Annotated in this window: 20 protein-coding genes; 7 read left to right on the top strand and 13 right to left on the bottom strand. The window is 68.0% G+C overall.

Features of this window, described 5'->3' with window-relative positions; translation table 11 throughout:
• Positions 1-7 precede the first annotated feature (7 nt).
• Genes ACZYW1_RS13665 through ftsH form a run of 6 tightly spaced genes read right to left on the bottom strand, consistent with a single transcriptional unit; the run spans position 8 to position 5244 of the window.
• The gene (locus ACZYW1_RS13665) at positions 8-493 is read right to left on the bottom strand and encodes a DUF3180 domain-containing protein (protein ID WP_463786527.1); all 486 of its coding nucleotides are present in this window, start codon (positions 491-493) and stop codon (positions 8-10) included.
• Positions 493-1032, bottom strand: a complete 540-nt coding sequence (folK, locus tag ACZYW1_RS13660; protein WP_463786526.1) for a 2-amino-4-hydroxy-6-hydroxymethyldihydropteridine diphosphokinase — start codon at positions 1030-1032, stop codon at positions 493-495. Before folK ends, ACZYW1_RS13665 begins: the two co-directional genes overlap by 1 nt.
• Positions 1033-1084: 52 nt before the next feature.
• On the bottom strand, positions 1085-1474 hold the full coding sequence (gene folB / locus ACZYW1_RS13655; RefSeq protein ID WP_463786524.1) for a dihydroneopterin aldolase: 390 nt from the start codon (positions 1472-1474) through the stop codon (positions 1085-1087).
• Positions 1467-2303 (bottom strand): dihydropteroate synthase, encoded by an 837-nt coding sequence (gene folP / locus ACZYW1_RS13650; protein WP_463786523.1) that lies wholly within the window; start codon positions 2301-2303, stop codon positions 1467-1469. Before folP ends, folB begins: the two co-directional genes overlap by 8 nt.
• A complete protein-coding gene (gene folE, locus ACZYW1_RS13645) occupies positions 2300-2908 on the bottom strand; it encodes a GTP cyclohydrolase I FolE (protein ID WP_463786521.1) in 609 nt (202 codons plus the stop codon). The genes folP and folE overlap by 4 nt, the downstream gene beginning before the upstream one ends.
• 17 nt (positions 2909-2925) lie before the next feature.
• Entirely contained in the window at positions 2926-5244 is a 2319-nt protein-coding gene (ftsH, locus tag ACZYW1_RS13640; protein WP_463786519.1) for an ATP-dependent zinc metalloprotease FtsH, read from the bottom strand.
• A 189-nt stretch (positions 5245-5433) separates the two neighbouring features.
• Here ftsH and ACZYW1_RS13635 point away from each other — a divergent pair, with 189 nt between their 5' ends.
• Genes ACZYW1_RS13635 through ACZYW1_RS13625 form a run of 3 tightly spaced genes read left to right on the top strand, consistent with a single transcriptional unit; the run spans position 5434 to position 8605 of the window.
• Entirely contained in the window at positions 5434-6423 is a 990-nt protein-coding gene (locus ACZYW1_RS13635) for an alpha/beta fold hydrolase (protein WP_463786518.1), read from the top strand.
• On the top strand, positions 6420-7595 hold the full coding sequence (locus tag ACZYW1_RS13630; RefSeq protein WP_463786517.1) for an LLM class flavin-dependent oxidoreductase: 1176 nt from the start codon (positions 6420-6422) through the stop codon (positions 7593-7595). The genes ACZYW1_RS13635 and ACZYW1_RS13630 overlap by 4 nt, the downstream gene beginning before the upstream one ends.
• Positions 7595-8605: a zinc-binding dehydrogenase gene (locus tag ACZYW1_RS13625; protein WP_463786515.1), complete on the top strand. Its 1011-nt coding sequence runs from the start codon at positions 7595-7597 to the stop codon at positions 8603-8605. The genes ACZYW1_RS13630 and ACZYW1_RS13625 overlap by 1 nt, the downstream gene beginning before the upstream one ends.
• Here ACZYW1_RS13625 and ACZYW1_RS13620 read toward each other — a convergent pair.
• Complete coding sequence (locus tag ACZYW1_RS13620) at positions 8602-9843, bottom strand: PPE family protein (RefSeq protein WP_463786514.1); 1242 nt, start codon at positions 9841-9843, stop codon at positions 8602-8604. The two genes, ACZYW1_RS13625 and ACZYW1_RS13620, sit on opposite strands and share 4 nt — an antisense overlap.
• 12 nt (positions 9844-9855) lie before the next feature.
• A complete protein-coding gene (locus ACZYW1_RS13615; protein ID WP_463786512.1) occupies positions 9856-10155 on the bottom strand; it encodes a PE family protein in 300 nt (99 codons plus the stop codon).
• Between the two features lie 596 nt (positions 10156-10751).
• On the opposite strand from ACZYW1_RS13615, the gene ACZYW1_RS13610 reads away from it, so the two are divergent.
• Both ACZYW1_RS13610 and ACZYW1_RS13605 read left to right on the top strand, forming a co-directional pair.
• Positions 10752-12179, top strand: a complete 1428-nt coding sequence (locus tag ACZYW1_RS13610) for an APC family permease (protein ID WP_463786510.1) — start codon at positions 10752-10754, stop codon at positions 12177-12179.
• Positions 12180-12190: 11 nt separating this feature from the next.
• Complete coding sequence (locus ACZYW1_RS13605; RefSeq protein WP_463786508.1) at positions 12191-12898, top strand: SIMPL domain-containing protein; 708 nt, start codon at positions 12191-12193, stop codon at positions 12896-12898.
• Between the two features lie 10 nt (positions 12899-12908).
• Here the strand turns inward: ACZYW1_RS13605 and hpt are convergent, their stop codons facing one another.
• Genes hpt through dacB form a run of 4 tightly spaced genes read right to left on the bottom strand, consistent with a single transcriptional unit; the run spans position 12909 to position 16901 of the window.
• Positions 12909-13511, bottom strand: coding sequence for a hypoxanthine phosphoribosyltransferase (gene hpt / locus ACZYW1_RS13600; protein ID WP_463786505.1), 603 nt, complete (start codon positions 13509-13511; stop codon positions 12909-12911).
• Between the two features lie 11 nt (positions 13512-13522).
• Positions 13523-14485: a tRNA lysidine(34) synthetase TilS gene (tilS, locus tag ACZYW1_RS13595; protein WP_463786503.1), complete on the bottom strand. Its 963-nt coding sequence runs from the start codon at positions 14483-14485 to the stop codon at positions 13523-13525.
• Positions 14464-15510 (bottom strand): zinc-dependent metalloprotease, encoded by a 1047-nt coding sequence (locus ACZYW1_RS13590; protein ID WP_463786502.1) that lies wholly within the window; start codon positions 15508-15510, stop codon positions 14464-14466. The genes tilS and ACZYW1_RS13590 overlap by 22 nt, the downstream gene beginning before the upstream one ends.
• The gene (dacB, locus tag ACZYW1_RS13585) at positions 15507-16901 is read right to left on the bottom strand and encodes a D-alanyl-D-alanine carboxypeptidase/D-alanyl-D-alanine endopeptidase (RefSeq protein WP_463786500.1); all 1395 of its coding nucleotides are present in this window, start codon (positions 16899-16901) and stop codon (positions 15507-15509) included. Before dacB ends, ACZYW1_RS13590 begins: the two co-directional genes overlap by 4 nt.
• A 113-nt stretch (positions 16902-17014) precedes the next feature.
• Here dacB and ACZYW1_RS13580 point away from each other — a divergent pair, with 113 nt between their 5' ends.
• Entirely contained in the window at positions 17015-17503 is a 489-nt protein-coding gene (locus ACZYW1_RS13580; protein ID WP_293004239.1) for an inorganic diphosphatase, read from the top strand.
• A gap of 292 nt (positions 17504-17795) precedes the next feature.
• On the opposite strand, the gene ACZYW1_RS13575 is transcribed toward ACZYW1_RS13580, so the two are convergent.
• Positions 17796-18761 carry a TerC family protein gene (locus ACZYW1_RS13575; protein ID WP_463786498.1) on the bottom strand — a complete coding sequence of 322 codons (966 nt, stop codon included), beginning with the start codon at positions 18759-18761 and terminating at the stop codon, positions 17796-17798.
• Positions 18762-19026: 265 nt separating this feature from the next.
• On the opposite strand from ACZYW1_RS13575, the gene ACZYW1_RS13570 reads away from it, so the two are divergent.
• Positions 19027-20223, top strand: a complete 1197-nt coding sequence (locus tag ACZYW1_RS13570; protein WP_463787825.1) for a hypothetical protein — start codon at positions 19027-19029, stop codon at positions 20221-20223.
• The last annotated feature ends 16 nt before the right edge of the window (positions 20224-20239 follow it).

The following is a 20239-nucleotide window of genomic DNA, read 5'->3' as shown; positions in this document are numbered from 1 at the left end:
GGGCTAGCTAACTTTCGACGCCCTCACCGATGTCGGCGTTGTCGCCGGGATCGCCGGGCGATCGGCAGCAGTACTGCAACCACACCGCGGCGGCCACCAAGGCCAGCGCGCTCAGCGTCGCGACGGCCGTCCCGGTGGTGTCCTGGGCGGCCACCCGAAGCCACGAGCGGCGCGGCAGAAGGTAGACCAACACACCGATCCACCAGCCCGACGCCAGTGCCCCGACCCAGGCCGACGCCTTGGCGATCACCACCGTGCGGGCCACCGACAGCGGATGCAGCCAACCCGACGCGTCGCCGATCTCGCCGGCGGCGATCTTCGCCCGCACGTGGCGCCCCCAGATCGCCTCGCCCACCCCGACCGCGAACAACGAAAAACCGGTCCACACCGTGATCGGCGGAAACCACCGGTACAGGGCGACAACCACCAGGTATCCCGCGACTGCGGCGCCGAGTGCCGCGGCCGCCAGCTCACGCTTCCGGGTGGGGCCCATCAGCTTCCAGGACGCGGCTCGAGGGCGAGATCCGTGTGCCGCACACCGGCACGGTCGGATGTGTCGAGCTCGGCGATCAGCCTGGCGACCGACTGCGTGCCGCCGGCCACCGTCAACGCCGCGTCGGGGTCGACGGCAAGCCATGGAATGAGCACGAAGGCCCGCAGGTGAGCCAGTGGATGCGGCAGCGTCAGGCCGTTCTCCAGCGAGAACAGCTCGCTGTCGCCGTCCGGCGACGTCACGTGGCAGCAGATCAGGTCCACATCGAGGGTGCGCGGGCCCCACTTCTGGCCGCGGACTCGATCCGCAGCCACTTCCATCTCCTGCGCGCGACGCAACCAGCCCTGCCCGTCGAGGGTCGGGTCGTCGGCGATGACCACGGCGTTGAGGAACGCGCCCTGCTCGACTCCGCCCCAGGCGGCCGTCTCGTAGACCGGCGACACCGCCTGCACGGAGTCGCCGAGCCGGTCGAGCACCGACTGCAGCCGGGTCAGCCGGTCGCCGATGTTGGATCCGATCGACAGCACGACGCGTGTCATATGTGCCACTCCTCCACCCCGGCCTCACCGGGATCGTCGTCGTCGAAGGCGATCACGCCGGCACCACCTGCCCGCGGCCGCCGCGGCGGGACCGGCGGGCCACCACCGCGACATCGTCGAAGGTCAGTGGAATCGGAGCCTGCGGCTTGTGCACCGTCACCTCCACAGCGTGCACCCGATCGTCCTTCATGACGTCCTCGGCGATCTCGCCGGCGACCGTCTCGATCAAGTTGCGGGCCGGACCCGCGATCACGGCGGCGGCCCGTTCCGCCAGCACGCCGTAGTCGTAGGTGTCCGCCAAGTCGTCGCTGGTCGCGGCGGTCGCCAAGTCGATCCAGACGGTGATGTCGGCGATGAAATCCTGCCCTTCGGCGCGTTCGTGGTCGAATACGCCGTGATTTCCGCGAACCTTCAATCCGCGCAACACGATTCGGTCAGCCATTACCGTTCCCTGCGTACGTCCATGCCTCGACCACTTTGACAGCATCGGCCGAAGCTCGCACGTCGTGTACCCGAACTCCCCAGGCACCATGCAGCGCGGCCAGCGCAGACACCACCGCGGTGGCCGTCTCGCGACCGTCCGGCGCCCGCACCGCGCCGTCGGAATCCGCCAGCAAGCTGCCCAGGAAGCGCTTACGCGAAGCCCCGACCAAAACCGGGAAGCCGCTTGCCACCAATTCGGGCAAGGCATGCAGCAGCGCCCAATTGTCCTGGGCCGACTTGGCGAAACCCAATCCGGGATCGACGATCAGCTTGGCCGGGTTCACTCCCGCGGCCACCGCGGTGTCGACACCGGCCATCAACTCGTCACGCACTTCGGCGACCACGTCGCGATATGGCGGCACCTGATGCGGTGACTCGGCCGACACCGAGCGCCAGTGCATCAGCACCCACGGCGCATCGGCCTCGACCAGCACGTCGGCCATCGCCGGGTCGGCGCGGCCGCCGGAGACGTCGTTGACCATCGCGGCACCGTTCTCCAGCGCGGCCCGCGCAACACCCGCGTGCATGGTGTCGACACTGACGGTAATTCCCTGCGCGGCAAGCTCTTTGATGACAGGGATGACGCGGTCGGTCTCCACCTGCGGATCGACACGGACTGCGCCCGGTCGAGTGGACTCGCCGCCGACGTCGATGATCGACGCGCCGTCGGCGGCCAATGCCAAACCATGCTGCACCGCACGCTCGACATCGAGGTAACGGCCGCCGTCCGAGAACGAATCAGCGGTGACGTTCAACACGCCCATGATCTGAACGTGCGCCGTGCTCACTTGCGCAGGATCAGGTCGAGCGCCTCGGCTCGAAGTGCGTTGTCGGACTTGAACTGTCCGCGCACGGCCGACGTCGTGGTGACCGCTCCCGGCTTGCGGACTCCGCGCATCGACATGCACAGATGCTCGGCCTCCATCACGACGATGGCGCCACGTGGGTCCAGCTTGCGCATCAGCGCGTCCGCGATCTGCGCGGTGAGGCGCTCCTGGATCTGCGGGCGTTTGGCGTACAGGTCGACCAGCCGGGCGATCTTGGACAGGCCTGTGACCCGGCCGTCGTGACCGGGAATGTAGCCGACGTGAGCGACGCCGTGGAACGCCACCAGGTGGTGCTCGCAGGTGGAGTACAGCGGGATCTCTTTGACCAGCACCAGCTCGTCGTGCTGTTCGTCAAAGGTGGTGTCCAGCACTGCATCCGGGTCGATGTAGAGACCGGCGAACATCTCTTGGTAACTGCGTGCGACCCGGGCCGGGGTGTCCAGCAGCCCGTGCCGGTCCGGGTCTTCACCGATGGCGATGAGCAATTCGCGGATGGCGGCCTCGGCGCGCGGCTGATCGAAGACCCGGCCGTTCAGAGTCGCGGTATGGGAATTGTGCTGCGCCATCGCAGACTCCGTTCGTGTCAGCCGTGCGTCGAGGGGTTAGACGGTCCCGCGCCGCCACCGGGTGGGTCGGCGGACTGGCCCGTCTCCGGCGCGGGTGCACCGGGCGGCGGATACGGCGGATACGGCGGGTAGGGCTGACCCGCGGGCTGGTGTGGTGGCGCCGGCCAGTGTTGTGGCGGCTGATTCTGCGGCGGGTACCAGTAACCCGGCTGCTGCGGCGGTGGCCATCCCGGTGCGTGCCAGCCGACGGGCGCACCGTAGTCGGGTTGCGTCGACACCTGCGGGCCGCCGTTGGTACCGCCGTGAGAACCGTTGTTGCCATTGGCGGTTCGTTCGGCTTCGGCCTGCGCGGCATCCCGCGCCGCCGCTGCGATGGCCGCCTTGAAGGCCGGCTCGGTCTCCGGCTTGGGCCAGGGCTCGCCACGCTCGATCGCGAGCTCGCCCGGTGTCTTGATCGGCGGCTTGTCCGACGGAATGCGACCGCCGAAATCGTCGAAAAGTGTCAGGCGTGGGCGCTTTTCGACTGCGGTGAAGATCGCTTCCAACTCGGCGCGGTGCAGCGTCTCCTTCTCCAGCAGCTCGCCGGCCAGCGTGTCGAGCACGTCGCGGTATTCGGTCAGGATCTCCCAGGCTTCGGTGTGCGCGGTCTCGATGAGTTTGCGCACCTCCTCGTCGATCTCGCGGGCCACCTCGTGCGAGTAGTCCGCCTGGGTGCCCATCGTCCGGCCCAGGAACGGATCGCCGCCCTCGGTTCCGTACTTGACCGCGCCCAACTTGGAGCTCATGCCGAGGTCGGTGACCATCGCGCGGGCGACCTTGGTGGCTTTCTCGATGTCGGACACCGCGCCCGTGGTCGGCTCGTGGAAGACCAGCTCCTCGGCCGCGCGACCACCCAGCGCCATCACGAGTTTGGCGACCAGCTCCGAGCGGGTCTGCAGGCCCTTGTCGTCCTCTGGCACCGCCAGGGCGTGACCGCCGGTGTTGCCCCGGGCCAGGATCGTCACCTTGTAGACGGTGTCGATGCCCGGCATCGCCCAGCCGGCCAGGGTGTGCCCGGCCTCGTGGTAGGCGGTCATCTTCTTTTCCTGCTCGCTGATGATCCGGCCCTTGCGGCGCGGGCCGCCCACCACCCGGTCGACCGCCTCTTCCAGGGCGGCTCCGGTGATGACGGTGCCGTTCTCGCGGGCGGTCAGCAGCGCCGCTTCGTTGATGACGTTCTCCAGGTCAGCGCCGGTCATCCCGACGGTCCGCTTCGCCAGGCCGTCGAATTCGACATCCGGGCCGAACGGCTTGCCCTGGGAGTGCACCCGGAGCACCGCCCGCCGACCGGCCAGGTCGGGGCTGGACACCGGGATCTGGCGGTCGAACCGGCCGGGCCGGAGCAGCGCCGGATCCAGAATGTCGGGGCGGTTGGTGGCGGCGATCAGGATGACGCCCTGGCGGTCGCCGAAGCCGTCCATCTCGACCAGCAGCTGGTTCAGCGTCTGCTCGCGCTCGTCGTGGCCACCACCGAGTCCGGCACCGCGCTGACGGCCGACGGCGTCGATCTCGTCGACGAAGATGATGCACGGGCTGTTCTGTTTGGCCTGCTCGAACAGGTCCCGCACCCGGGAGGCGCCGACGCCGACGAACATCTCGACGAAGTCGGATCCGGAGATGGTGAAGAACGGCACCCCCGCTTCACCGGCGACCGCGCGCGCCAGCAGGGTCTTGCCGGTTCCAGGCGGGCCGTAGAGCAGCACGCCCTTGGGAATCTTGGCGCCGAGCGCCTGGTACCGCGAGGGGTTCTGCAGGAAGTCCTTGATCTCGTAGAGCTCTTCGACCGCCTCGTCGGCCCCGGCGACGTCGGCGAAGGTGGTCTTGGGCATGTCTTTGTTCAGCATCTTGGCCCGCGACTTGCCGAAGCCGAAGCCCATCCGCGCGCCGCCCTGCATGCGGGAGAACATCATGAACAGGCCGACCAGCAGCAGCAGCGGCAGCACGTAGACCACGATCGAGCCGATGATGCTGCCCTGATTGACGACGGTGCCGACCTGGGCGTCCTTGCCGTTCAGCTGGTCGAACAGCGGGACGCCGTAGCCGGTCGGGTAGTGGGTGATGATCTTGTCGGAGCCCTCGGTGCCGGTGGCGGCGCTTTTCAGCGTCAGCCGGACCTGCTGCTCGCGGTCGTCGATCTGGGCGCTCTTGACGTTGCCGCCCTTGATCTGGGCCATCGCCACCGACGTGTCGACCGGCTTGAAGCCGCGGGTGTCGTCGCTGAAGTAGAAGAAAGACCAGCCAAGCAGAAGCACGACTGCGATGGCCGTGAGCGTGCGGATCACGTTTTTACGGTTCATCAATCATCGGCCGTTGCCGGCCAGGTCCTTCCCGATACACGCAGCTGGAATAGTCCAGGTTACCGCCCGCGGTAAACGGCGACCCGGCCAGAGCCGAGCGCAGGTGGTCGGCTCACGGAACGTCTCGGTCTGAACAACGAATCGAAGTTCCCGACACCCGCCGGGGCGCACGTGTGCTTTGGTGAAGCGGTGTCTGACAGCCAGCCCATCTCCGAACGCATCATCGACACCAACGGCGTGCAGGTGCACACCCTCGAGGCGGGTGAGCGGGGCGCGCCGGTTGTCGTGCTGGCCCACGGCTTCCCCGAACTCGCCTACTCCTGGCGTCACCAGATTCCGGCGCTGGCCGCCGCCGGGTACCACGTGCTGGCGCCTGACCAGCGCGGTTATGGCCGCACCACCTGCCCGGCCGACGTCGCCGCTTACAACGTCGCCGAGCTGTCCGCTGACTTGATCGGCCTGCTCGACGACGTCGGGGCCGACAAGGCGGTGTTCGTCGGTCACGACTGGGGAGCCCCGGTGGTGTGGAGTTCGGCCCAGCTGCACCCGGACCGGGTCGCGGCCGTCGTCGGCATGAGCGTGCCGCCGGTGCCGCGGTCGCAGGTTCCGCCGACCACAGCGTTCCGGTCGATCTTCGGTGAGAACTTCTTCTACATGCTGTATTTCCAGCAGCCCGGGGTGGCCGACGCAGAACTCGGTGGCGACCCCCACCGAACCATCACCCGGATGCTGGGCGGACTGACCCGATCCGACGACCCGACGGCAGCGCTGCGGATGATCGAACCGGGCCCGGCCGGCTTCATCGACCGGCTGCCGGAGGCCGACGGCCTGCCGGACTGGATCACCGGCGAGGAGGTCGACCACTACGTCGGTGAATTCGAGCGCACCGGCTTCACCGGCGGGCTGAACTGGTACCGCAACCTGGACCGTAACTGGGAGCTGCTGGCCGACCCGCCGGCCGCAACCATCACCGTGCCGGCCATGTTCATCGGCGGCACCGCCGACCCGGTGCTGAGCTTCATGCGTCCGGACCGCGCTCCGGAGCTGGTCACCGGCCGCTACCGCGAGGTGCTCATCGACGGCGCCGGACATTGGTTGCAGCAGGAGAAACCGAAACAGGTCAACGAATTGCTGCTGGACTTCCTGTCGAGCCTGAAGATCGCGGCCGAGCGGGCATGACGCGTCCGCTGAACTTCGGCGTCTTCGTCACACCGTTTCATCCCACCGGCCAATCACCCACTCTGGCACTGGAATACGACCTGGACCGGGTAGTGGCGCTGGATCGGCTCGGCTTCGACGAGGCGTGGTTCGGCGAGCACCACTCCGGCGGTTACGAGCTGATCGCCTGCCCGGAGGTGTTCATCGCCGCGGCCGCCGAGCGGACCAAGCACATCCGGCTGGGCACCGGTGTGGTGTCGCTGCCCTACCACCACCCGTTGATGGTGGCCGACCGATGGGTGCTGCTGGATCATCTGACCCGAGGGCGGGTGATGTTCGGGGCCGGCCCGGGAGCACTGCCTTCGGACGCGTACATGATGGGCATCGACCCGATCGAGCAGCGCCGGATGATGCAGGAATCCCTGGAAGCGATCTTGGCCCTGCTCCGCGCCGAACCGAGCGAGCGGATCAACCGGCACTCGGACTGGTTCACTCTGCGTGACGCGCAACTGCACATCCGTCCCTACACCTGGCCGTACCCGGAAATATCAACGGCGGCAATGCTTTCCCCGTCCGGCCCGCGGCTGGCCGGGAAGCTTGGCACGTCGCTGCTGTCGCTGTCGATGTCGGTGCCTGGCGGCTACGCCGCGCTGGACAACACCTGGGGAGTGGTCGAAGAACAGGCCGCTAAAGCCGGCCGCGACGAGCCGGACCGCGCCGACTGGCGGGTCCTGTCGATCATGCACATCGCCGATACCCGCGACAAGGCCATCGACGACTGCACCTACGGTCTGCAGGATTTCGCCAACTACTTCGGCGCTGCCGGGTTCGTTCCGCTGGCCAACGCCGTCGAGGGAGAGCAGACGCCTCGCGGGTTCGTCGAAGACTATGCGGCCAAAGGCAATTGCTGCATCGGTAGCCCCGACGACGCGATCGCTCACATCGAGGATCTACTGGAGCGCTCGGGCGGATTCGGGACGCTGTTGATGCTCGGGCACGACTGGGCGTCACCCGAAGCGACCTATCACTGCTACGAACTGATGGCCCGCAAGGTCATCCCGCACTTCAAGGGACAGCTCGAGGCCGCCCGATCGTCACACGAATGGGCCAAGGACAAGCGCGACGAGTTGATCGGACGGGCCGGACAAGCCGTCGTCCAAGCGATCACCGAACATGTCGGCGAAAGCAACTGATGCGCGCCTCGGTGCTTCGGAACGGCCGCATGGTGTACCGCGACGACCTCCCCGAGCCGGTGCCGGGTGCCGGCCAGGTGCTGGTCGCGGTCCGCTCATGCGGAATCTGCGGCTCTGACCTGCATTTCGCGGCACACGGCGCCGAGGTGCTGTCGCTGAGCAGCGAGATGCCCAACGGTGGTGGCATGGCCGTCGACTTGAGCCGCGATGTGTTCATGGGCCATGAGTTCAGCGCGGAGATCCTGGAGGCCGGACCCGACACCGACACGCATCCGGCCGGGACCCTCGTCACGTCGGTGCCGGTGCTGTTGTCGGGCACGGGAGTCGAGGCAATCGTCTACAGCAACACGACGGTGGGCGGCTACGCCGAGCGAATGCTGCTATCCGCACCGCTACTCGTACCAATCCCCAACGGCCTTGACGTGCAACATGCTTCGTTGACCGAGCCGATGGCGGTGGGTCTGCACGCGGTGAACAAATCCGCGGTCAAACCCGGCGAAGAGGCGCTGGTGCTCGGCTGCGGCCCGATCGGCATCGCCGTGATCGCCGCGCTACGCGCACGCGGTATCGAAAGCATTGTGGCATCCGATTTTTCGCCGAGTCGACGAGAACTGGCCGCCGCCATGGGCGCCCACCGGACGGTCGACCCCGCGCAGGATTCGCCGTTCGACACCGCGAAACCGGCGGTGGTATTCGACGCAGTCGGCGTACCGGGGATCATCGACGACGTGATCCGCCGTACCCGGCACGGCACGCGGCTCGTCGTGGTCGGCGTCTCCATGCAGGCTGACACCGTCTACCCGTTCTTTGCGATCGCCAAGGAACTCAGCGTTCAGTTCGTCCTCGCCTACGAGCCAGGCGAATTCAACGAGGCGCTCCGGGCGATCGCCGAGGGGGAGATCGATGTCGCCCCGATGATCACCGGCACCGTCGGTCTCGCGGACGTCGGGGCCGCCTTCGATGACTTAGGCGACCCCGAACGTCACTGCAAGATCCTGGTGACTCCCTAACCGCCGACGACCAGACGAGGCAATACGGTCGGCTTGAAACCGTAACGCGGAGCCGCGAATTGCATGCCGCCGCGGCCGCCGCCGGCCATCACCGGCGGGGCACCCATGCTGTTGGCGACGGGCTGGGCGGTGAGCGGTTGCGACGACACCGGGGTGCCGAGGTTGCCGATCGAGGTCACGGCCGGGCTCACCGACGGGGCAACTCCGCCCCAACCCGGTGGTACCGACAGCCTGCCCACCAATTCCGCCTTGCCCAGGCCGCCGAGAGCCCCGGCACCGGAAATACCCGACGGCAGGCTCGGCGGTGGAAGGGCCGCCGGGATCGCCTCGACCGCCGACACTTTCGCAGCCCCCCCGAACGATTTAGTCGCCGCTTCGGCCAGCCCTTCGATGTCCTTGGTAGCGGTGGTGGACAGTCGGAAGGGGGAGATCAACCGGATGAACGAGTCAAAGGGTGTACTGCCATCCACCGTCTGCGAACCGGTCAGACCCTCGATGATGTCGCCGAGGACGCCATTGAGGACGAGGCCGTCGCCGTTGGAGTTCGGAAGGGTGCCGGTCAGACCCAGCTGGGCCAGCAACTGTTCCCAAGTGAGGTCACCCGGCGCCGCCGGTGCGGCCGCCGCCGCCAAAGCATTGGTCACGTCCTGTCCGGCGCTGGAACCGACCGCCTGCGAGACAGCGGCCGCCTGGGCACCGAGGCCGGCCGGGTTGGCCGACTCAGCCGCCACGTTGAACGGTGCCAGCGTCGACGCCGCGGCCGACGCCCCGGCATAGCTGTACATGGCACCCGCGTCCTGCGCCCACATCTCGGCGTACATCGCTTCGGTGGCGAGGATCGCCGGCGTGTTCTGCCCCAGCAGGTTGGTCGCGATCAGCTGCAGCAGCAGCGCCCGGTTGGCCGCCACTTCCGCAGGCGGCACCGTCGCGATGAAGGCCGCCTCGTAGGCGCTGACCGCTGCCGAAGCCTGAGCCGCGACCTGCTCAGCGCGCGCGGCGCTGTCGAGCAGCCATTCGACCTGAGCCTGCGACGAGACTGCCATCGAGGCGGCGGCCGGGCCGACCCATGATCCGTCGGTCAGGGCGGCGATCACCGACTCGTAGGCGGCGGCCATGCTGTGCAGCTCACCTCCGAGGCTCGCCCACGCCGAGGCCGCGGTGACCATCGGGCTCGAGCCGGGACCGGCGTACATCAACCCCGAGTTGACCTCTGGGGGCAACAACGAAAAATCGATCATGTCCGGCGGGGCCTAACCGACTGCGGCGGCGTTGGCGGCCTCGGTGGCCGCGTACGAACCGGAGCTGGCGGTCAGAACGTTGGCCATGAACTGCTGCACCGCGGCCGCGTGCGCGCTGACGGTCTGATATAGCTGCGCGTGCGAGGCGAACTGAGCGGCAGTCAGCGCTGACACCAGGTCGCCGGCCGCCGGCGTCACGCCGGTCGTCGGGCCGGCCGCGGCCGCGTTGCCGGCGCGCAGCGCCTCGTTGATGGTGTGCAGCTTGCCCGCGGCGGCCGCGAGGACTTCGGGCTGCGCAATGACGTTGGACATGGTCCCTCCGAAAAGTACTTGGGTTCAACAGCTTCAGTTGGCGTCGTCGCGACTGAAGCGGATCATCCGCCACGTTAGGCCAGCCATGGCGCCCCAACACAGCCTCCATCGACCCTGTTCACCGTCGAGTCGGCAACTATTCACTTAGCTGCGAAAGCCACTCGGCAGATAGGTAATTGGCATGAAATATGTTGGAGTTCAGTATGATTAGAAAACGATATGAACTTTCCGATGAGGGCGACGTTACCCGCTAAGCTTTGCTGGGGCTAGCTATGTTCACTTTCTGACCACCATCCGCCGGGGCATCCGTCCGGCGTGAAATCTCAAACTTGTTGTCAATAGTCATTATTCGTAGATGTTTCTTTGACGTCTGAACTCAGACAACACCTTTCGATAACTCCGAAATTTTCCGGTCGAAGCCATGCCGCGCGCCCGCGCACCGCTGCCGCCGGACCGCCCGTGTCACACCCGGCGCGAGGCCCTGAGCTGGTATATCTTGGTCCGGGCTGGCCACATCGCGATGGACGAAGCGGGCAGCTTTGGCCGAGCAGTCGACCGACCCGGCGTGCGATCACCGATGCCACGGAGGAGGCGCCATGCCCACGCCGGCGCTGAGCCTGCCCGAGCAGATGCTGCGGCGGCGTCCGGTCAACGGCGCACCCGTGGCCGCGGGCGCTTCGGAGCATCTGCAACGCAGTCTCGGCGTTTTCCTGCTGACGATGTTCGGCGTCGGCGAGACGGTCGGCTCGGGCATCTTCATCGTGCTCTCGCAGTCGGTGCCGCAAGCGGGCCCGGCCGTCGTCATCTCGTTCCTCATCGCCGGCGTCGCGGCGGGGCTGGCCGCGATCTGCTACGCGGAGCTGGCCTCGGCGGTACCGGTGTCGGGGTCGGCTTACTCGTACGCCTACGCCACCCTGGGAGAATTCGCCGCGATGGGCGTCGCGGCGTGCCTGCTCCTCGAATACGCCGTGTCCGCTGCAGCAGTCGCAGTCGGCTGGAGTCAGTACCTCAACAAATTGCTCTACAATCTGTTCGGTTTTGCTCTGCCGCAATCGATTTCGTCCGCGCCGTGGGACCCCCAACACGGCATGGTCAACCTGCCGGCGATCGCCCTGGTCGCGATGTGCACGCTGCTGCTGATCCGCGGGGCCAGCACATCGGCCAAGGCCAACGCCGTGATGGTGGTCATCAAAATCAGTGTGCTGGTGCTCTTTTCAGCGGTAGCGTTCACCGCGTTCGACGCGGGCAACTTCACCGACCTGGCTCCGTTCGGTGTCTCCGGCATCAGCCTGGCCTCCGGCACGATCTTCTTCGCCTACATCGGCCTCGACGCGGTGTCCACCGCCGGCGACGAGGTCAAAGACCCCCAACACACCATGCCGCGCGCGATCATCGCCGCGCTGCTGATCGTGACCGCAATCCACCTGCTCGTCTCGGTCGCCGCGCTGGGGGCCCAGCGCTGGCAGGATTTCAAGGGCGAAGAGGCGGTGCTGGCCGTGATCCTCGACCACATCACCGGCAATTCCGCGGGCAGCACCATTGTCTCGGCGGGTGCGGTGATCTCGATCTTCTCGGTCACGCTGGTGACGCTGTACGGCCAGACCCGAATCCTGTTCACGATGGGGCGGGACGGGCTGCTGCCGATTGCCTTCGCGAAGGTCAACCCCCGCACCATGACTCCGGTGCACAACACCGTGATCGTGGCGGCGGCGGTGGCCGTGCTGGCTGCCATGGTCCCCTTGGACCGGCTGGCCGAGATCGTGTCGATCGGCACGTTGACGGCGTTCATCGTGGTGTCGGCCGGCGTGATCGTGCTCCGAATCCAGGACCCCGACCTGCCGCGCGGTTTCAGAGTGCCTGGTTATCCGGTGACACCGATCCTGTCCATCGCGGCATGCGCCTACATCCTGTTCAGCCTGCACTGGTACACCTGGGTCGCGTTCAGCTGCTGGGTCGCGGTGGCGCTGGCTTTCTACCTGGCGTGGGGCCGCCGGCACAGCGCCCTCAACATCACCGCCGACTAGGGTGGCCAACCATGCGTGCCTCACTGCCGATCCGCATTCTGCTCGCCACCGGCCTGGCTGCATCGGCCGCCGCGTGCGACCACGCCGCGGTTGAGAAGGTCAGCGAACACCCGCGTCAGGTGACGGTCGTCGGATCCGGGCACGTGCAGGGCGTTCCCGACACCCTCACCGCCGACGCCGCCATCGAATTCACCGCCCGCGACGTGACCGCGGCAATGGACCAGACCAACACCCGCCAGCAGGCGGTGATCGATGCGCTGGCCAATGCCGGCGTCGACCGCAAGGACATCAGCACCACCGATGTCAGCCTGCAGCCGCAGTACGATACCGCCGGCACCGTCGTCACCGGCTTCCGCGCCGCGAACTCGATCCGGGTCAAGATCCACCCCGCCGGCACAGCCTCGCGGCTGCTGGCCGTCATCGTCGGCACCGGCGGCGACGCCACCCGGATCAACTCGGTCAGCTACTCCATCGCCGACGACTCGCAACTGGTCAAAGATGCCCGGGCACGGGCGTTTCAGGACGCCAAGGACCGCGCCGGCCAATACGCCCAGCTGTCCGGCCTCGGGCTGGGCACAATCATCTCCATCTCGGAGGCGTCCGGGGGCGCGGCCCCGACCATTGCTCCGGCGCCGCGGATGATGCCGGCGGCAGTGCCGCTGGAACCCGGCCAGCAGACAGTGAGCTTCTCGGTCACCGCGGTCTGGGAACTGCGTTAGTCCCGGCCGGTTAGTCCTGGTAGACCCGCGGGTCCAGGGTGCCGATGTACGGCAGGTCGCGGTAGCGCTCGTCGTAGTCGAGGCCGTACCCCACCACGAATTCGTTGGGGATGTCGAAACCCACGTAGGCGATGTCGGTGTTGGCGCGCAGTGCGTCAGGCTTGCGCAGCAGCGTGCACACCCGCAGCGAGTGCGGACGGCGGGTGGCCAGGTTGCGCAGCAGCCACGACAGCGTGAGGCCGGAATCGACCACATCTTCGACGATCAGCACGTCGCGGTCGTTGATGTCGCGGTCGAGGTCTTTGAGGATGCGCACCACGCCCGAGGACGACGTAGAAGATCCATAGGAACTGACCGCCATGAACTCGAACTGGGTCGGTAGTGGAATAGCGCGGGCCAGGTCGGTGACGAACATGACCGCGCCCTTGAGCACGGTGACCAGCAGCAGGTCGCGACCACCATCGGCGGCGCGTTGCCGGTACTCGACCCCGATCTGAGCACCGAGTTCGGCGATGCGGCTCTGGATCTGCTCTTCGGCCAGCAGGACCGACTTGATGTCCCCCGGGTAGAGCTCCGGCGATTCCGCTGCCACGAGCACAGCGTGCCATGCCATCCGGTCGAGAACTAGACCGGCTCCTGATGCAACGTCAAAACGCCGCCACGCCGGCCGGCGACCAGCCGTTGCTCGCGCAAAGCGGAGCCGACCGCGACGCCACCCTGACCGCGCCACGCGGTGACCAACACGTCCACCCCACGAATCTGCTTGTCGGTCAACCCGATCGCGCCACCCGCCAGGAGCCAGTTGCGGATGACGCCGCGACGGACCGGGTCGGGCAACGCGGTCAACACGCCGGCGTCGAGTCCGTCGGCGGTCGACGCCGTGCTCATCGCCTGCTCGATCAGCGAATCGATCAGCTCGGTGTCGGCGCGCAGTGCGGTTGCGGTGCGCGCCAACGCCTCGGCCACACCCCCGCCGAGCACGTCCTCCAGCAGCGGCAGCACCTCGTGGCGCAACCGGCTGCGGGCGAACCGCCGATCGAGGTTGTGCGGGTCCTGCCAGGCGGTCAGGCCCAGCTCCACACAAGCGGCGTGGGTGACCTCGCGTCGGACGCCCAGCAGCGGGCGGCACCACGGCGGATCGTGGGCCCACATGCCGGCGATCGACCGCGCCCCGGACCCGCGGCCCAGCCCGAGCAGCACCGTCTCCGCCTGATCGTCCAGGGTGTGGGCCAGCAATACCGGTCGATCGTGACGAGCCGCCGCCAGCGCGTGGTAGCGGGCACTGCGCGCCGCGGCCTCTGGGCCGCCGTCACCGTCCACCTGGACGGAAAGTACTTCAGCGTCAACGCAACCCAGCTGCATTGCTTGTCGGCGCGCGGTCGCGGCCACGTCCGCCGATCCGGGCTGCAGGCCGTGGTCGACGATCAGCGCGGTGGTGGGCCGCAGCGACGCCGCAATGCCGGTGAGCGCCAACGAATCCGGGCCGCCCGACAGGGCCACGCACCACTGTTCGGCGGGGCCGAGATGCTTCGTTGCGAACGCCGCCACCGCTGCGCGGAGGTCGGCTACAGCACCCGGTCGATCCATTGCTGCGGATCTTCGATCTCGGCCGGCCGGGGCAGGGTGTCCGGACTCGTCCACACGGCGTTGAACCGGGCCATCCCGACCCGGTCCACCACGTGGTCGACGAATGCCTTGCCCCGGGTGTACTGACTCAGTTTGACGTCGATGCCCAGCAGTGCGCGTAGCAACCGTTGCAGCGGTGGCTGTTTGCGCTGCCGACGCTCGTCGAAGCGAGCCCGGATGTCGGACACCGACGGAATCACAACGGGTCCAACGGCATCCATTACATGATCGGCGTGACCCTCCAGCAACGTGCCGAGGACCAATAGTTGATCCAGCGCCTCGCGCTGCGGTTCGGACTGCACGGCGCGCAGGAAGCCGAGGATGCCTGCCGAATTCGGGTCGGACCGCGACGAGCGGCCACGGACGAGCTCGGCCAATCGGCCGACCACCTGGGTGATGTCGTCGGCGCCGTCGGTGGTCAGCACACCGAGAGCCTCCGACATGTAACCCGACAGCCAGGGGTTGGCGGTGAACTGCACGCGGTGGGTGACCTCGTGCAGGCAGACCCACAGCCGGAAATCGGCCGGCTCGACCCGTAATTGGCGTTCGACCGCGATGACGTTCGGATAGACCAGCAACAACGCACCGCCACCGTCGGAGTCGGCGAACGGGTCGTATTGGCCGAGGATCCCGGTCGCGACGAAGGCCAGCACGGCGCCGGTCTGCGCGCCCGTGATGCGGCCGCTGATCGCGCCGCGCGGTGTGTCGGTTCCGCCGGTCATCACCCGCATCGACTCGGCCGCCGCCCGAATCCAGCCCGGCCGGTCGACGATGCGCGCCTCGGCGACGGCTGTGTCGACGTGCAGGCCGGTGACCTCGCGCACCGGTGGCTCCGCGGCTTTGGCTGCGGTGGACAGGTTTTCGATCACCTGGCGGCGGGTGTAGTCGGTGGACGGCGGTCCCGGACGGGCCAGCCGCTGCCCGACCGTGGCCGCGAATCCCCAGTCGACCGTCCGCCCGACGGTCAGGTCCGACGTGGGGGTCATGCCACGCACCCGCACGACCACAGCGTGGCGGCCACCGCGTCGATCGCCGTACGACCGGACGGGCCGGCGTCGTTGGAGATCAGCGCGAAGCTCAGCACCCGCCCGCTGCGATCGGTCACCACCCCCGCCAACGCGTTGATCGCGGTGAGCGAACCGGTCTTGGCACGCAACCAACCTGCCGGCCCGGAACCGGCGGGGGTGCCGTCGATGAATCGGTCCGACAACGTGCCGCTGCCGCCCGCGATCGGCAACACATCCAGCAGCGGCCGCAACGTCGGCTCGTCGGCTCCGGCGGCCGCTTGCACCACGGCGTCCAGGGTTTTGGCGGTCAGCCGGTCTTCCACGGACAACCCGCTGGAGTCACGCAGCATCGCGCTGCCGGTGTCGATGTGCGCGGTGTTGAGCCGATTCGTCACTGCGGCAACGGCTCCGGTGAAGCTCAGCGGCCGCTGCATCGACGCGGCGACCTCCCGCGCGATGCATTCGGCCATCACGTTGTCGGAGACGTTCATCATCTCGTTGAGCCGGTCGATCAGCGGCGCCGACTGGACGGCGGCCAGTTGCCGCGCGCTGGAGTCGACGGGCCGGCTTGTGACCGTCACCCGCTGCGGGTCGACGCCCAGCGCGGTGGCCAGCGCGCGGCCGGCGTCCAGGGCGGGCGTCACCGACCGTCGTGACTCGTCGGTGGCCGGCTGAATCCGTCCGGCATCGAGCATCACCGATTCGATGGGCGCGATGTCGCCGCCTTCGATGTCGGCCGGGTCCCAACCGGGGGCGAACGTCGGGCCGGTGAACAGCGACGTGTTCACCTCGATGGCCGTCGGCGTCACGCCGCTGCGGCGAACCTGGTCGGCAAGGTCACTGAGCCGCGGCGCGCCGTGGTACCAGGTGCCCTGTCCCGGCGCGGCACCCGACAGCGTTGGATCGCCGCCGCCGACCAGCACAACGGTTCCGGTGGCGTCCGGCCCGGTGCCGGCCACGATCCGGGTGGTGACCCGTGCGTTGCGGTCCAACGCCAGCAGCGCCGCGGCACTGGTCAGCGTCTTGTTGGTGGACGCCGGCTGCAGCAGAGCGTCGTCGCCCTGCTGCCAGAGTTCTTCGCCGGTCATCGCGTCGGTGACCCGCGCACCCAGCTTGCCCAGGTTGGGGTCGGCCGCGACCAGCGCCAGCGCCGCGGCCAATCCCGAGCGGCTCGGTGTGGGGGCGGTGGCCGCCACCGGGACGACGCCCGGCCTGGCCGTGACAGCCGGCGGCGGTGGCGGAACATGCGCGGCATTCGCACCGTGGTCGCCGGTGAGCAGCGCGGCAGCGGCCACCAGGGCGGCGACAATCGCCAGCACCCCCACGCCCACGATCAGGTGGGTGGACGTACGCCACTGAGTGGGACGCATGACTCTCCTGCCTTCTTTGCGCCTATTGTGCGCCAAACCCCCGCGGACGGACGTGGCGCGGGAGCCCTACGATCAACGCCAAGCGACATTCCTCAGGCGAAGGAGCCGGACCGGTGCAATTCGACGTGACCGTCGAGATCCCCAAGGGTCAACGCAACAAGTACGAAGTCGACCACGAGACCGGCCGGGTGTTCCTGGACCGCTACCTCTACACGTCGATGGTCTATCCGACCGACTACGGCTTCTTCGACGACACCCTCGGCGAGGATGGCGACCCGCTGGACGCGTTGGTGCTGCTGCCGCAGTCCGTCTTCCCGGGTGTGGTGGTCAAGGCACGTCCGGTCGCGATGTTCCGGATGACCGACGAGGCCGGCGGCGACGACAAGGTGCTGTGCGTGCCCGCCAAGGATCATCGCTGGGACCACATCCAGGACATCGGCGACGTCCCGCAGAACGAGCTGGACGAGATCAAGCACTTCTTCACGCAGTACAAGGCGCTCGAGCCGGGCAAGTTCGTCAAGGCCGCCGACTGGGTGGGCCGCGAGGAAGCCGAGGCCGAGGTGCAGCGCTCGATCGAGCGGTTCAAGCAAGAGGGTCACTGAGGGCGACGATGCGGGCCGATTAATCGGCCCGAGGAGAAGCCCGACCATCCAGCACTGAGGGCGACGATGCGGGCCGAGTATCGGCCCGAGTAGGAGCCCGATCAAACGCATCTCCGCGCGGATCGAGGCGTGACCGGCGATCTCCGGGGTGGCACTCGTTTTTACTTGTGTGACTATCGGCGATATCACCGGCCCAGCTGATATCGCCGATAGTCACGATTCCGCGCAGAGTGTTGCCGACACGCTCAGGTGCCGCAGTGGCCGATGTGACTGAACGGGCGTACGACCTGGCTCAGTCATCCCCGCGGGTGGCGATGAGGCTGGCCGCCGCGGCGACGATCAGCGTCACCGCAATCACCGCGAGGCTGACCAGGGTCGGTATCTCGGGCACGTCAAAGTGCTTGCCGCCGTTGATGAATGGCAGGTCATTCTCGTGCATTGCGTGCAGGACCAGCTTGATCCCGATGAAGACCAGAATGACGGCAAGCCCTTTGGACAGGTAGACCAGCCGCTGCAGCAGTCCTTCGACGATGAAGTAGAGCTGGCGCAGGCCCATCAAGGCGAACACGTTGGCGGCCAGCACCAGATACGGCTCGGAGGTGAGGCCGTAGATGGCCGGGATCGAGTCCAGCGCGAACACCAGGTCGGTGGCCCCCAGCGCGAGCACGACCAGGGCCATCGGAGTGATCGAGCGTCGCCCGCCGTCCTTGACGACGATCTGGCGTCCGTGCCACTCGTCGGTCACGCTCATGTGCTTGCGGGCGAACCGGACCAGGGCGTTCTCACGATCCGAGGAATGGGTTGCCCCCCGCGCCAACCGCACCGCGGTGTACACCAGAAACGCGCCGAAGATGTAGAACACCCAGGTGAACCGCTCGATGGCGGCGGCGCCCAACGCGATGAAGACGCCGCGGAAGACCAGCGCGATCACGATGCCGATGAACAAGGCTTCACGTTGATACACCCGGGGCACGCCGAAGCTCGCCATGATGATGACGAAGATGAACAGGTTGTCCACCGACAGGCTGTATTCGGTGAGCCAGCCGGCGAAGAACTGGATCGCGTATTGGTGACCGTGGACGAACCACAGCCAGATCCCGAAGAACCCGGCGAGCGCGATGTAGCCCGCCAGCCCGACCGCAGACCGTCGCATCGTCGGCTCTTCGCCTGAACGGCGTGCCATCAGCACCACGTCGAACAGCAGAACCGCGACGGTCAGGCCGAGAGTGACGATCCACTCCAGCGGGTGGACGTGCATGCGCGTACCTCCGGTCGTTGGCAACCAGAGGTCTCTTCCACCGCCACGATCGCGACTGGGCGGCCCGCGTGCCGGTCTCCCGATGGTGGGCGACGTGATGACGACTCCGCGGCCGAGGAATACTCCCCTCCCCCAGCAGTCTGTCAGGTCGCGCCCGTCGCAGCGTGCCGAGGTCGGTGACGGCTGTGAGTATTTTCAAACCGTGACCGAAGTGGGCGGCAGCGCAGGCATCGGGCCGTTCGCCGGTCCGATCGCGCGCAGCAGCATGGCCCGGGTGGGTACCGCGACGGCGGTGACGGCGCTGTGCGGCTACGCGGTCGTCTACTTGGCCGCCCGCGACCTGGCCCCGGCCGGCTTCTCGGTCTTCGCGGTGTTCTGGGGCGCATTCGGCCTGGTCACGGGAGCGGCGAACGGGTTGCTGCAGGAAACCACCCGGGAGGTGCGCGCGGCCGGCTACGCGGAGGTGCTGCCCGACGCGCGTACCCACCCGCTGCGGGTCGCGGCGCTGGTGGGGATCGGCGCCGCCGTGCTGATCGCCGGTAGCTCACCACTGTGGAGCGGCCGGGTGTTCGCGCACGCCCCCGGGCTGTCGGTTGGGCTGCTCGGCGTCGGGCTGGCGGGCTTCTGCCTGCACGCCACATTGCTCGGCATGCTCGCCGGCACCAACCGCTGGACGCAGTACGGCGCACTGATGGTCACCGACGCGATCATGCGGGTGGCCGTCTCCGCGGTCACCGTTCTGGTCGGCTGGGGCCTGGTCGGATTCCTGTGGGCCACCGTCGCCGGCGCGGTGGCCTGGTTGATCATGATCGCGGCCTCGCCGACGACGCGGGCCGCGGCCCGGCTGCTGACACCGGGCGGCACCGCGACCTTCCTGCGCGGGGCCGCGCACTCGATCACCGCGGCCGGAGCCAGCGCGATTCTGGTGATGGGTTTTCCGGTGCTGCTGAAGCTGACGTCAAGTCAGCTCGGCGCCCAGGGCGGCGTCGTCATCCTGGCGGTGACCTTGACCCGGGCGCCGCTGCTGGTGCCGCTCACCGCCATGCAGGGCAACCTGATCGCGCACTTCGTCGACCAGCGCACCGCACGGCTGCGGGCGTTGCTGGCGCCGGCGGCACTGGTCGCCGTGATCGGCTGCATCGGTGTCACGGCGGCCGGCCTACTGGGTCCGTGGCTGCTGCGAGTGGCGTTCGGTCCGGACTACCACGCCGGCGGCGCCCTGCTGGCCTGGCTGACCGCGGCGGCGATCACGATTGCGATGCTGACCCTCACCGGCGCGGCCACCGTCGCGGCTGCGCTGCACCGGGCCTACGCGCTGGGCTGGGTGTCGGCAACGCTGGCGGCGGCGCTACTGCTCTTGCTGCCGCTGCCGCTGCAGACCCGCACAGTGGCTGCGCTGCTGTGCGGCCCGCTGGTAGGGATCGGCGTCCACCTGGTCGCGCTTGCGCGTGCGGGCCGCTGAACTGCGTGTACCTTGT

The sequence above is a fragment of the Mycobacterium sp. IDUB_36 genome (genome assembly GCF_055419225.1).
Note: the sequence above shows the minus strand (reverse complement) of the source record. Positions and strands in the feature narration are given on the sequence as shown.